Here is a 12,881-nt window from a genome sequence, read left to right as displayed (position 1 = left end):
GGATTATGAGTCCACGGCTCTAACCGACTGAGCTACCGCCCCTCTTCTGCGGGTGCACCGCAGGCGTGGGGGATGCTACCGGCTGGGGTGGGACTTGCACCACTCGGACCCGGGGTGGCGGTTAGGGTGGGGCGTCCGGCAACCGTTGTGGAGGGTCGACCATGTCGAGTGTGTTCGCGAAGGTGCTGAAGGTGCATCAGTGGGTGTACGAGAACAGTGGCGGGTGGGTGGGGCATCGGGTGTTGTTCGGGAATCCGACGCTGCTGTTGCGGACGGTGGGCCGCAAGACGGGGCAGGCGCGTACGTCGGCGCTGACGTACGGGCGGGATGGGGCGGACTATTTGGTGACGGCGTCCAACGGTGGATCACCTCGGCCGCCGGGGTGGCTGGCGAATGTGAAGGCGAAGCCGGAGTGTGAGATTCAGATCGGGCGGCGCAAGGTGCCGGTGGTCGCGCGGCCCACGTATCCGGACGATTCGGACTATGCGCGCCGGTTCGCGATCGTGGACAAGGTCAACAAGGGTCGCTACAGCGCCTATCAGAAGATGACCAAGCGGCCGATTCCGGTGGTGGTGCTGACGCCGGCCGGTCAGTCCCGGTAGTCGTCGTCGCGCTCGTCCCAGTGGCCGTCGTAGTCGTCGGGATCGTCCCTGTCCCATCGACTTTCGTCTTTTGGCGGTCTGCTGGCTATTTGCACGACAACCACCACGACAGCGAGCACCAGTAGGACCACACCAACAACGATCAGAGTCTCCACGCAGGGCACCCTAGCGCCGAGCCAGGGTGCCCGCCATAGCTTGCCCGGGCGGTCTCTCAGACAGCGGAATCCAGGGTCAGCAGGGTGCGGCCCACCGCCGTCCTGGATTCGATGGCGGCGTGTGCCTTTTCGGCCGCGTCGAGCGGAAAGGTTTGGCCGATCACCACTTCCAGCCGCCCGGCCGCGGCCTCGGCGAGCGAGCGTTCGGCCAGTCGCGACCAATCGGTCTCGGCGTCGGTGACGTCGAGCAGACCGGTCACCGTGATGCCGCGGGCGGCCGCCGACGCACTGTCGATCGCCGCGAATTCGCCTGCGGCCATGCCGTAACCGAGGAATCGCCCGTTGTCCGCGATGGCATCGAAGGCCGCTTCGCCCAGTGCACCACCCGCGCCGTCCAGCACGACATTCGCGCCCGAGCCACCGGTCGCCGCCCTGGCCTTGTCCGACCAGCCCGGCTCGGTGTAGTCGACCACGACGTCGGCGCCGAGCCGTTCGGCCAACGCCAATTTGGCGCTCCCCCGCGCCGCGGCGACCACGTGTGCGCCTGCCGCACGCGCGAGTTGGATCAGCAAAGTGCCGAGTCCACCGCCCGCCGCGGTGATCAGCACCCACTCCCCCGGCTGGATCGCGGCCTTGTCGAACACGGCCAATGCGGTTTGCCCGTCGTGCGCGAGCGCGACGGCCTGCGCCAGGCTCAACCCGTCGGGCACGACGGTCAGCGTCGCCGCACTGGCGAGCGCCTTTTCGGCGTACCCGCCGATCGGCCGGCCGCCGCCGATCTTGCTGGCCGCGGTCGCGGTGGTGACTCGCTTGCCGATCCAGGACTCGTCCACACCGTCACCGACGGCGCCGACCACACCGGCGACCGCGCCACCGGGCACGTAAGGAGTCGCCAGCTGGAAATAGTCCCCACCCCATCCGCCGCGCAACCGGGCATCCAGGAACATCACGTCGGCGGCGGCCACGTCCACCACCACCTCGCCCGGTCCGGGCACCGGCTCCGGCACCTCACGCACCGTAAGTACTTCGGGCCCACCGAATTCCGCCACCTGCACAGCGCGCACGACCAACCTCCATAGCTTTCCTGTTTCGTCCGACAGGAATCAGCATGGAACCTGAACTCTTATTGAGGTCAAGCCGCGTGCGGGCGATTTCACTCAGCGCGAAAGCGATTCACGAACTGCCACCCCCGCAACTGCTGCTGCTCCCGCCACTACAGCTGGAGCTACTTCCGCCGCTACAATTACTGCTGCTACCCCCACCGCAGCTGCTGCCGCCGCTGTCGTGGTGACCTCCGCCGTGCTGGTGGTGCCCGCCATCGGGCTCTGGATACCAGCCGCCGCTACAGCTACTCGACGAACCGGCATCGGTACCGGCGGCACCGGCCACCCAGTAGGGCTCCGAACCGCCGCCATGTCGCCGGCGTGCATCACCACGCCGAGTCCGGTAGGGCGGATTCCGCCTGTTTCGGCGCGTAGTCCGGACGATCACGCTGATGATGACTACCGCCACGACCGCATACACCACGATCAGGAAAATGAGAACTCCACCCATTCATGAACCGTAGCGGCCCCTCCCGCCTGCGTACAGTGAACTGTGCCGTCTTTCAGCTTCCGCAGACCCCGGCAGCGCCCCATCGATCTCGGCGCGGTGAATGCCGCCGTAGCCACGCTGGAGTTACCCGAGGCCGTCTACAAGACCGTCCCGTGGCAGCCGCGCGACCTGGTGGCGACCGGCCTGCGACAGTGGTTGCGCTGCTGCGGCGCGGCCATGCGCGACGGACAGGTGATCGGCATGCCGTCGCACGCCGTGGACGAGGCGTGGCACGGCTTCATCCTCTGCACCGAGCGGTACGCCGCGTTCTGCACCGCCGCGTACGGCCGCTTCCTGCATCACTTCCCGGAAGGCGCCGGGCCACCGAATGTTTCACACGGCACCATGGGCGAGCAGCTGGGCCGCACCGTGGTGGCCTGGGCGCTGGTCGCCGAGCCGGGCGAGTCCTGCGTGCTGTGGGATCTGGACAGCAGGGTCGGCGTCGAACACCCGTGGGGCGTCGACGCCGCGCGCGTCACGGCCATCGAGGCCGAATTACGCACCCTGCCCGCAGTTTAGGTGAGCTTCACCCGCGCCGCGACGAACCGGCCGATCGCGGGTGCGAGCCTGCTGACGTGGTATTGCACCCGGGCTTCCGGGGTGACCGGGACGATGCTGCGGTCCTTCTCGACGGCCCGCACGATCTGCTCGGCCACCTTCTCCGGACCGTAGCGCCGCATCCGGTAGAGGTTGTCGTAGCGCTCCTGCTTGCGCTTCTCCTCCTCCGCGCTGACACCCGAGAAAGTGGTGTTGGCAACGATATTGGTGTGCACGATGCCGGGGCAGATGGTGTGCACCGAGATGCCGCGACCGGCCAGCTCCGCGCGCAGGCAGTCGGAGAACATGAACACCGCCGACTTGCTGGTCGAGTAGGCGCTGAACCCCTGCTGCGGGCTGTAGGCCGCCATGCTGGACAGGTTGACGATGTGCCCGCCCAGACCGCGCTCGGCCATGGCAGGGCCGAAAGCTCGGCACCCGTTCACCACGCCGCCGAGGTTGATCCGCATGACCCGGTCGAACTCCGCCGCCGAGGTGTCGAAGAACCCACCGGCCTGGCCGATTCCGGCGTTGTTGATCAGAATGTCCGGCACGCCATGGGTTTCCAGCACGGTCTCGGCGTGCGCCGTCACCGCTGCCGCGTCGGACACGTCGAGCTGATAGGCATGCGCTACACCATGTTCGGCGGCGATCAGCTCGGCCGCCTCCTTGGCCGCGACGAGATTGATGTCGGAGAGCACGATTTCGGCACCGCGGCGCGCGAGGGACAGCGCCGTCTCGCGGCCGATACCGCTGCCGCCGCCGGTGATCACCACCAGCTGATCCTCGAAAGGCTTTGCGCTGCGGCCGACTTCAGCGCGGCGCAGCCCGCGTGGGACCGCGCCGCCGTTGATCGTGTCGATCAGCTCAGTGGTGGCGGTGGCCAGCAGCTCAGGGTGGGAGAACGGCATCCAGTGCCCGGCAGGCACATCGCGGCGCCACAGCCGCTGCACCCACTTGCGTTCGTCCTCGAAACCCGCGGGCCGGACCGCTACGTCGCGGCCCGCCACAATCAGCTGCACCGGCACCTCGGTGTGCCGCTCGCGCGGCGAGAGCAGGCGCTGCACGATGTTGGCCCGGTAGATCAGCAGGCCGTCGACCAGGTCCTGCCGGAACGTCGGGCCGAGAATCACCTTCGACGGCGACGTCTCGTTCATGATCGACACCACCCGCTGCCAGCGCTGCTCGGTGCCGAGCAGTCCGAAGACAGCCCTGGGTAGGCCCGGTGTCATGAAGAAGAAGGTGTACGCCGAGGACAAGACCTGGCTGAACGGCTGCCAGAGGTTGCGCGGGGTGGGCCGGGACAGCCTGGCGCGCATCCAGTTCGCGATGTGGTCCAGGTTCGGCCCGGATACCGAGGTGAACGAGGCGACCCGCGCGGCCGCCTGCGGCTCGCACACCGCCTCCCACACCTGCACCGAGCCCCAGTCGTGCGCGAGCACATGCACCGGCCGGTCGGGGCTCACCGCGTCCGCGACGGCGAAGAAGTCCGCGGCGAGCACGTCGAGCCGGAAGTCCTCGATACGCCGGGTGCGGGTGGAGCGCCCGTGCCCGCGAGTGTCGTAGGTGACCACGTGAAAGCGGCGCGCCAGCAACGGCACCACCGCGTCCCAGAGGTGATTGGTGTCCGGCCAGCCGTGCACCAGCAGCACGGTTTCCGCGCTCGGATCGCCGTATTCGTAGACGGCGAGCTCGAATTCGCCGCTGCGCACCGTCCGCTCGGCGGCCACCAGCTCCGGTGGTTCGATGGTCATCATCGGTTTCTCCTTGCTGACCAGAGGTCGTGGTTACAGATCGAGCACCAGTCGCCCACCGGGCGAACGGGATACGCAGACGAGCATGTCGCCCGCCTCGTGTTCGGCCGGGGTGAGCACGGTTTCCCGATGCTCCGGTTCGCCCGCGAGCACCCGGACCTTGCAGGTGCGGCAGAAGCCCTGACGGCAGGAGTAGGGACGATCCGGCCGGTTCGTCAAGATGGTGTCCAGCACGGACCGGTCCGCGGCCACCTCGACTACTTCACCGGTGGACGCGAATTCGATCTCGAACGGCACCCCGTTCACGATCGGCGGTGGCGAGAACCGCTCGGAATGCAGTTCTACCCAGGGCATTTCGCGGATAGCGGCGGCGACGGTCGTGGTCATCGCCACCGGACCGCAGCAGTAGACCGCCGTGTCGGCCGCGACGCCGGGCAGCAACGCGGCGGCGTCGGGCAGGCCGTGCTCGTCGTCGGTGCGCACGGTGACCTGGTCGCCGAACCCGGCGATCTCGTCGAGGAACGGGATGGTGTCGCGGCTGCGGCCGGTGTACACCATCGACCACTCGATACCGAGCCGCTGCGCGAGCCGCGCCATCGGCAGGATCGGGGTGATCCCGATGCCCCCGGCGATGAAATGCAAACGGGCGGCCGGTGATCCGTGACCGGGCACCGCGAACGGGAAGGCATTGCGCGGCCCGCGCACCGTGATCGGCGCACCGACCGGAAGATCGTCGTGTACCTCCATCGAACCGCCGCCACCGTCCGGAATGCGGCGCACCGCAACGCGATACGCACGGGTGTCGGCGGGATCGCCGCACAGCGAGTACTGCCGCAACCGGCCCGAGGGCAGTTCGAGATCCAGGTGAGCACCGGGACGCCACGGCGGCAGTTCCCGCCGATCCGGTGCGGCCAGACGCAGACTCACCACGTCCTGGTCGTGCGCCTCGATCCGCCGTTCGGTCACCACCAGCGCCAGCCGGTGGTCGTCCACCCGCGGCGCGAGATCGCGCCGGTTGATCAGCGTCGTCCACCGCAGTCGTGCCGAGGCGACCGCGTCGAGCACCCGCACCGCGCGATCGTGGTCCCCCTTGCCGAACAGATCGGCGGGCAACTGTTCAGGAATGTGCCGCGAAGTCACGCTCGAATTCCACCCAATTCCATCACGACGCGACCGCTTGCGCGGCAGGCGATTTCGCCAGGTATGCCACCGCCTGCGCGGTGGACCCGACCGTCTCGGGGTCGTAGCCGGGCTTGAAGGTCGACAGGGCGCTCCACAGCAGCGACGGCACGCCGGGCAGCGCCCCACGCCACATCGCGCCGAACACCCGCTTGATGAGTCGTGGGTAGCCGAGGTCGGGCAGCGAAGAGTCCTGGTGCACCATGAATTTGGTGCCGCGCACTACCAGCGTGATGAAGATCGGGAAGGCGATCGTCATGACTGCCGCGCGCCGCACATAGCCAGCACCGAAGTAGACCGCGACATCGTGGGCGACGTGCCGGTGTTCGACCTCCTCGGCACCGTGCCAACGGAACAGATCCGCGATCCGCGGGTCGGCGCCGAACTTCTCCAGGTCGGCGTTGAGCACCCAGTCGCCGAGGTAGGCGAAGAAATGCTCCAGACAGGCGATGACCGTTAGCCGCTCCACCATCACCTGACGCTGCGCGACGCCGTCGGCGGTCTTCGGGCCGAGCGTCTTGCGGAACAGGTACTCGGCTTGGCGCACATAGGGTTCCGGGTCGATGCCGTGCGCGGCGAGCACCTCGTTGAGCACCTTGTCGTGCGTCTCGGCGTGCATGGACTCCTGGCCGATGAAGCCGAGCATGGCCTCGCGCAGCTTGTCGTCCTTCACGAACGGCAGCGCCTCGGTGTAGGCGGCGCAGAACATGCGCTCGCCCTCGGGCAGCAGCAGATTCAGCGAGTTGATCAGATGCGAGGCGATCGGCTCGGCGGGCATCCAGTGCAGCGGCGTATCGGCCCACTGGAACTGCACATTGCGTGCGTGCAGTGCCACCTCACCCGGATCGATATCCGGCCGTCGGCCCCTCCGAAGTAGCTTCATCGGTACTCCTCTCACGACCGCGTCGTCGCGCGCCTTCCTGCATGGCTGTAGCAATCATCATACAAATACATGCAACTGCGGGTTACATGAAGATCTGCGACGGTCTCGAAGGACATTCGGACCCGGGCATGCCACGGACTGGACCCACTCCGCCAATACCGCCACCCCCCTTGACAATAGAGCCCTGCACTGTGAGCCACCTCGCCCCCGTTCCGGCCAAAACTAGAACGCGTTCTAGTAGTCTTCCGCTATGGAACGACTAACCGGATTGGATGCCAGCTTTCTGTACTTGGAAACCGGGACCCAGCACCTGCACGTGTGCGCGCTGCTGATCCTCGATCCCAGCTCAGGGGACTATTCCTTCGAGAAATTCAAAGCCGAGCTAGGCAGGCGCCTACCCCTCATTCCACAGATGCGCCGCCGCGTCTACGAGGTGCCGTTCAATCTCGATCACCCGGTCTGGGTCGAGGATCAGAACTTCGACCTGGACTATCACATTCGGCGCATCGGCATCGCCGCGCCCGCGGGCCGGCGCGAGCTGGCCGAGCTGGTCGGCGACATCGCCAGCCGGCCGATGGACCGCGACCGCCCGCTCTGGGAGATGTCGGTGGTGGAGGGCCTCGGCGACGGCAAGGTCGCGGTGATCTGCAAATACCATCACGCCGCGGTGGACGGCATCACCGGCACGAACATGATGATGCACCTGTGCGATCTGGAACCGGATGCGGCCAAGACCCCGCCCGCCGAGGAATGGCGGCCGGAACCGAGCCCCAACGATTGGCAACTGCTGGCCAAGGCGGTGGTCAAGTTCCCGACCAAGGCGGGCATCGTCGGCATGGTGCCGAAAACCCTCGGCATGGTCGCCGGTTTCGCGCAGCGCCGCCGGAAGGACAAGGCGGGCATGGCGTTACCGTTCTCCGCGCCGCGTACGCCGTTCAACCTGGCAATCACCCCGCATCGCGCGGTCGCGTTCACCGAAGCGGAACTGGGCACGATCAAAGAGATCAAGTCCGCCTTCGGGGTGAAGATCAACGACGTGGTGCTGACCATCGTCGCGGGGGTGCTGCGGGCCTACCTGGAGAAGCACGACGAACTGCCGGACCGCTCGCTGGTCGCGTCGGTGCCGGTCTCGGTGCACGAATCCTCGCGGCACACCGCGGGTATCAACAAGGTGTCCACGCTGTTCGCCCGCCTCGGCACCGACATCGCGGACCCCGTGCAACGCCTCCAGCAAGTGGCCGAGGACAACCGCAGCGCCAAGGAGGAACACGACCTCATCGGCGCCGACTTCCTCCAGGACTGGTCGAAGTACGCCCCGCCGAACACCTTTCAGCTCGCCGCGCGGGTGTACTCGTCGCTGAAACTGGCCGAGCACCACCCGGTGGTGCACAACCTGGTGGTGTCGAATGTGCCGGGCCCGCCGATGCCGCTCTACTTTCTCGGCGTGCGGGTGGACGGGATGTATCCGTTCGGCCCGGTCTTTCACGGCGCCGGGCTCACGGTGACCGTGATATCGAACAACGACGATCTGGACTTCGGCTTCATCGCCTGTAAGGAGCTGGTGCCCGACATCGCCGAGCTCGCCGACGCGGTCCCCGACGTCGTTGCCGAATTGCTCGCCGCCGCTCGAAAACTGGGATGACCAGCAACTAGGCGCCTGTTCGTCATCGCCGCCGAACAGGAGCCGGGCCGCGTCCTCACAACCGCGCGGCGACCGCCCCGCAGGCTTCGAGCAGTGCGGGCACGAACAGCTCGGCCTCCAGCACACAGGCCGTGTGCCCCGCCTTGATCAGATGGATGCTCGCCCCCGGGATCGTGGTCGCCATCTCCAACTGCCGGTAGACCGGAATGGCCCGGTCCCGCGTCGTGATAACCACCGCGGTCGGCATTTTCAGCGTCGACAACCACTCGGTCGCATCGAATCGTCCGACCTCGCCGATCACCTGAGTGATCGCCCAGCCGCTGGTACTGCGTAATTCGGTGAGCGCCCAGCGGTCCAATCTGCCCGGTGCCCAGGCGATCTCGGGCAGCTCGGGTAGCCGACCGGCGAATTGCTCGCTACGCCGGAACGAATACGGCCCGAACGCCGCGGCGAACGCACCGAACGCCTGGTGGAAGGCGCGCTCACGCCACTTCTCCTGGAACCGATACGGGGTGGCGCACAGCACCAGTCCGCTCACTCGATCCGGATGCCGGTGCGCGGCAGCCAGACTCACCACTCCACCGAGCGAGTAGCCCGCGCATATCGCCTGTGGCACGCCGAGCGCGTCGAGTACGGCGGCGACGTCGTCGGCGCAGTCGTCCACCGAGAACCGCGCGGAGCGGATCCCCCGGCCGTGCCAGCGCTGGTCGAACAGGATCACCCGGTACCGCTCGGCCAGCGCCGCCAACGCCGGAAACCAGTTCAGGTAGGCGGTGCAGCCGGTGCCGTGCAGCAGGACCAGCGCGGGCGCACCCGCCGGTCCGGCGATGTCGACCACGTAGGTGCGGCCGCGTCCCGGCAACTCGACCAGTCGCCCGCCGGGGACCTCGGCGATATCGGGTACCCGCCTGGCGAACCGGCGCAGGGCCGCCGCGGATCGTGAGTTCGTCATCGTGCGCCTCCCGCGGATCGCGGACAGAATTAGAACGTGTTCTACAAGATGATGCCACATCTGCGACAGGACGGCGGGCAATGACCGCCTACGCCAAGGCACGCACGATCGACTCGGCGATACAGGCCGGCTTGCCGGAACCCGCGCACTCGATCGTCGTCGCGAGCACGACTCGGAAGGGCACCGCCGCGGGCGGTCCCCGCTGGACCGTCCCGAATACCCAGGCACGCAACACATTTCCCCGCTCCACGCCGCGATGTGGCACGATCGGACGCGAGACCAGCACCCGATCCGGCGCACTTCTGCAACTTGTTCTAGTACGTTGGGCGTGGACGAACGAGAGACGGAGGTGCCGCGATGGGGCGGTTGACCGGCAAGGTGGCGTTGATCAGCGGCGGCGCCCGCGGCATGGGCGCCGCGCACGCCAAGGCCATGGTGGCCGAGGACGCCCGCGTGGTCCTGGGCGACGTGCTCGATGACGAAGGCGCCGCGGTCGCCAAGGAACTGGGCGACGCCGCCGCCTACGTGCACCTCGACGTGCGCGAACCCGGTGACTGGAAGGGCGCGGTCGCCGAGGCGGTGCAGCGGTTCGGCTCGCTCGACGTCCTGGTGAACAACGCGGGCATCGCCAACGGCAACCTGCTCGTCGACTTCGAACTGGCCGAATGGCAGCGGATCATCGACATCAACCTCACCGGCACGTTTCTCGGGATGCAGGCTGCCACCCCGGCGATGATCGAGGCGGGCGGCGGCTCGATCATCAATATCTCCTCGGTCGAAGGCATGCGCGGCAGCATCGGCCTGCACGGCTACGTGGCGACCAAATTCGCCGTCCGGGGCCTGACCAAGTCCACGGCACTCGAGTTGGCGCAGCACAACATTCGGGTCAACTCGGTACACCCCGGCTTGATCACCACGCCGATGACCGAGGGCATCCCCGCGGAGTTCCTGCAGATCCCGATGGGCCGCGCCGCCGACCCGTCCGAGGTCGCCGCGCTGATCACCTTCCTGGCCAGCGACGAATCCTCCTACTCGACCGGCGCCGAATTCGTCATCGACGGCGGGCTCACCGTCGGTATTCCGCACAAGCCGTTCGACGACCTGCCTCAGTCCCCGTAGTGGTGCGGCATATCGCGGGTGAGCAGTAGCGCGAGCACCGGCAGCGCCATCAACGCGGCACAGGTGAGCACATTGACCCACTTGTAGGCCACCACGATCGCGGCGAACTCGCGCAGAATCGCCGAGGGCAGGTAGTAGAACGCCGTCCGCGAACCGGTCACCTCGGCGTCGAGGTCAAGGCGCCGAGCCAGGATCGCCGTGCGCAGGATGTGAAAGTTGCTGGTCACCAGCACCATTCGAGTCGATTCGCCGCGCTCGCCCAGTAGCCGCTTGGTGAAGAGCAGGTTTTCCCGCGTCGTCGTCGAACGATCCTCCTGCACAACGGCGTCGGCGGGCACCCCGTTGTCGACGAGGTAGCTCGCCATCGCCGAGGCCTCCGACACCGCCTCATCGGAACCCTTACCGCCGCTGGTGATCAGCAACGGCCTGCGGCCTGCCGCGAGCTCGGCCCGGTACACCTCGATGGCCCGATCCAGGCGGCTGGCCAGCAGCGGCGGCACCCGCGCGCCGACCAGGCCGGAACCGTGCACCACGATCGCGTCCATGCCGGGCCGATAGGGCAATGCCCCGTAAAACAGCGAATACAGCAGGAAACTGGCGAACAGGAATCCGATGTAGCTCACCGCCATGGTCACCGACGCCAAAATCACGACCACCCAGATATCGCCGGTGAAAATGGCCACCGCGAGCCACACATAGGGCACGAGCAGGGCGATGCCGAGTCCGAGCGGGAGCAGATTCGCGATACGCAATCCTTCCCGGCGAACCATCTGCCCGCCGTTGACCATCAGCAAACCGGCGAGCACCAGCACGAGCAGCGGCGACAACAGCAGGAGCAGGCCGGCCAGCACCACCGGCAGGTCGCCCTTGGCGCCGGAGCCGATCAGCCACACACCGGCGAATGCCAGCCCGAGCAGCAGAAACACCCCGTTGCTCAGCCGCCGCCGATCGCTGCGGAAGCGCAGCAGGAACACACCCAACAGGCCGAGGCCGACAACGAGCAGCATCACCAGGCCACCGTAACCGGCCGACCGGCAACCGTGCGGCGCTGCGGTGCCGCCCGGCCCGGGGTCGACCCTCCCGCACGGCGCGGCTCCCTCTCGCCTTTCCCTTTTTCCCATATCGTGTCGCTCGTCCGAACACCGGCCGGGGGATTATTCACGGCTAATTTTCGGATTATTCGACTTTCCACATGCCCAACAATCCCCGTGAATGTCGTGATGAATGGGAGTCGCTCATCGCCATGCTTGGACACATCCGCCCCGCGCTCGCTGTTGTTGCCCTGTTGATTTCGGTGGCCCACGTGGCCGTCGTGCCGGGTACCGCTGCGGCACAACCGATCTACCCGGTGCCGGACCCGGATCCCTTCTACGCCGCACCCGCAGACCTGGGTCGGGCGAAACCCGGCGACGTGCTCGGTGTCCGCCCGATGCCGCCGTTGCTCGGCTTTCCCGGCACCACCGTCACGATGGTCAAGTTCCGGTCCACCAATTCGGCCGGCAACCCGATCGCGGCCACCACTACCGTGCTGACACCGCCCGACCAGGTACCGGGCGCGCCGCTGCTGTCCTATCAGCACATCATCAATGGCCTCGGCGCCCAGTGCGCCGTCTCCCGGGTGCTCTACACGGCCGATCCGAATCTCGCCGTGCGCGAGGCGCCCGCCCTCAACGCGGTGCTGTTGCGCGGCTGGTCGGTGGCGCTGCCCGACCATCTCGGGCCGACCAGCGCCTACGGTGCGGCCAAACTGGGCGGAATGATCACGCTGGACGGCATCCGGGCGGCTCGTCAGGTCGCCGAACTCGGCGTCGCCGAGAGCCCGGTGGCGATGTTCGGCTACTCCGGCGGCGGCATGGCGACAGGCTGGGCGGCCGCGCTCGCGCCTACCTACGCCCCGGAACTCGAGATCGTCGGCGCGGCCGAGGGTGGCGTGCCGATGAACCTGGTGAAAATGACCGAGGGGCTCGGCTACTCCAGGCATCCGGCATTCGGGCTGGCCTTCGCCGCGGCCATCGGACTGGAGCGGGAGTACCCGACGCGACTGCCGATCAGCGACAGCCTGAACGCCACCGGCCGGGCGATCCGCGACCAGATCGCCAACGGCTGCACCAACGAAATCCTCGCGGCCGGGGCCGGTCGCAGCGTCCTCGATGTGGCCAGTTCGACCTCGCTGGCCGAGGACCCGAGCGCCCGAGCCGTGCTCGAGGAGAACAGCCTGGAGCTCTACGAGGGCGTGCCGACAATGCCTATCTACCAATGGCGTTCGCGGGAGGACGTGCTGATTCCGGTGGCCTCGATCGACAATACGGTGCGGCGGTACTGCGCGGCGGGTGTGCGTGTCGAATCGGAGCTGATTCCCAGCCCGGATCATCTGACCACCGCGGTGCTCGGCGCACCGGCCGCGATGGCGTGGCTCGACGATCGGTTGCGGGGCGTACCGGCGCCGACCGACTGCTGATCGCCTT

The 12,881-nt window shown here is 67.5% G+C and carries 13 protein-coding genes; 6 read left to right on the top strand and 7 right to left on the bottom strand.

The window, feature by feature from the left end; translation table 11 throughout:
- The first annotated feature begins 161 nt into the window (after nucleotides 1-161).
- Complete coding sequence (locus tag NN4_RS26310) at nucleotides 162-602, top strand: nitroreductase family deazaflavin-dependent oxidoreductase (protein WP_147136749.1); 441 nt, start codon at nucleotides 162-164, stop codon at nucleotides 600-602.
- On the opposite strand, the gene NN4_RS45185 is transcribed toward NN4_RS26310, so the two are convergent.
- Together NN4_RS45185 and NN4_RS26305 are read right to left on the bottom strand one after the other, a co-directional pair.
- Nucleotides 590-757: a hypothetical protein gene (locus NN4_RS45185; protein ID WP_186818645.1), complete on the bottom strand. Its 168-nt coding sequence runs from the start codon at nucleotides 755-757 to the stop codon at nucleotides 590-592. The two genes, NN4_RS26310 and NN4_RS45185, sit on opposite strands and share 13 nt — an antisense overlap.
- Nucleotides 758-813: 56 nt before the next feature.
- The gene (locus NN4_RS26305) at nucleotides 814-1,821 is read right to left on the bottom strand and encodes a zinc-binding dehydrogenase (protein ID WP_147136746.1); all 1,008 of its coding nucleotides are present in this window, start codon (nucleotides 1,819-1,821) and stop codon (nucleotides 814-816) included.
- A gap of 77 nt (nucleotides 1,822-1,898) precedes the next feature.
- On the opposite strand from NN4_RS26305, the gene NN4_RS45180 reads away from it, so the two are divergent.
- Both NN4_RS45180 and NN4_RS26295 read left to right on the top strand, forming a co-directional pair.
- Nucleotides 1,899-2,048, top strand: coding sequence for a hypothetical protein (locus NN4_RS45180; RefSeq protein WP_186818644.1), 150 nt, complete (start codon nucleotides 1,899-1,901; stop codon nucleotides 2,046-2,048).
- 305 nt (nucleotides 2,049-2,353) lie between these two features.
- Nucleotides 2,354-2,869: a UCP032817 domain-containing protein gene (locus NN4_RS26295; RefSeq protein WP_147136742.1), complete on the top strand. Its 516-nt coding sequence runs from the start codon at nucleotides 2,354-2,356 to the stop codon at nucleotides 2,867-2,869.
- On the opposite strand, the gene NN4_RS26290 is transcribed toward NN4_RS26295, so the two are convergent.
- The 3 genes from NN4_RS26290 to NN4_RS26280 are packed head-to-tail and all read right to left on the bottom strand — an operon-like array spanning nucleotide 2,866 to nucleotide 6,703.
- Nucleotides 2,866-4,644: an SDR family oxidoreductase gene (locus NN4_RS26290; RefSeq protein ID WP_147136738.1), complete on the bottom strand. Its 1,779-nt coding sequence runs from the start codon at nucleotides 4,642-4,644 to the stop codon at nucleotides 2,866-2,868. The genes NN4_RS26295 and NN4_RS26290 overlap by 4 nt on opposite strands.
- 30 nt (nucleotides 4,645-4,674) lie before the next feature.
- Nucleotides 4,675-5,781, bottom strand: a complete 1,107-nt coding sequence (locus NN4_RS26285; RefSeq protein ID WP_147136735.1) for a PDR/VanB family oxidoreductase — start codon at nucleotides 5,779-5,781, stop codon at nucleotides 4,675-4,677.
- 22 nt (nucleotides 5,782-5,803) lie between these two features.
- The gene (locus NN4_RS26280; protein WP_147136732.1) at nucleotides 5,804-6,703 is read right to left on the bottom strand and encodes a metal-dependent hydrolase; all 900 of its coding nucleotides are present in this window, start codon (nucleotides 6,701-6,703) and stop codon (nucleotides 5,804-5,806) included.
- A gap of 250 nt (nucleotides 6,704-6,953) precedes the next feature.
- Between NN4_RS26280 and NN4_RS26275 the strand changes: the two genes are divergently transcribed.
- Nucleotides 6,954-8,345, top strand: coding sequence for a WS/DGAT/MGAT family O-acyltransferase (locus NN4_RS26275; RefSeq protein WP_147136729.1), 1,392 nt, complete (start codon nucleotides 6,954-6,956; stop codon nucleotides 8,343-8,345).
- 55 nt (nucleotides 8,346-8,400) lie between these two features.
- On the opposite strand, the gene NN4_RS26270 is transcribed toward NN4_RS26275, so the two are convergent.
- Complete coding sequence (locus NN4_RS26270; protein WP_147136726.1) at nucleotides 8,401-9,297, bottom strand: alpha/beta fold hydrolase; 897 nt, start codon at nucleotides 9,295-9,297, stop codon at nucleotides 8,401-8,403.
- Between the two features lie 357 nt (nucleotides 9,298-9,654).
- Here NN4_RS26270 and NN4_RS26260 point away from each other — a divergent pair, with 357 nt between their 5' ends.
- Nucleotides 9,655-10,416: a glucose 1-dehydrogenase gene (locus tag NN4_RS26260; RefSeq protein WP_147136724.1), complete on the top strand. Its 762-nt coding sequence runs from the start codon at nucleotides 9,655-9,657 to the stop codon at nucleotides 10,414-10,416.
- On the opposite strand, the gene NN4_RS26255 is transcribed toward NN4_RS26260, so the two are convergent.
- Nucleotides 10,404-11,423, bottom strand: coding sequence for a YdcF family protein (locus tag NN4_RS26255; RefSeq protein WP_246181086.1), 1,020 nt, complete (start codon nucleotides 11,421-11,423; stop codon nucleotides 10,404-10,406). The two genes, NN4_RS26260 and NN4_RS26255, sit on opposite strands and share 13 nt — an antisense overlap.
- Before the next feature lie 236 nt (nucleotides 11,424-11,659).
- Here NN4_RS26255 and NN4_RS26250 point away from each other — a divergent pair, with 236 nt between their 5' ends.
- Nucleotides 11,660-12,874, top strand: a complete 1,215-nt coding sequence (locus NN4_RS26250) for a lipase family protein (RefSeq protein ID WP_147136758.1) — start codon at nucleotides 11,660-11,662, stop codon at nucleotides 12,872-12,874.
- Nucleotides 12,875-12,881 lie beyond the last annotated feature (7 nt).

The organism is Nocardia ninae NBRC 108245 (assembly GCF_007990755.1).
Lineage (GTDB): Bacteria > Actinomycetota > Actinomycetes > Mycobacteriales > Mycobacteriaceae > Nocardia > Nocardia ninae.
Note: the sequence above shows the minus strand (reverse complement) of the source record. Positions and strands in the feature narration are given on the sequence as shown.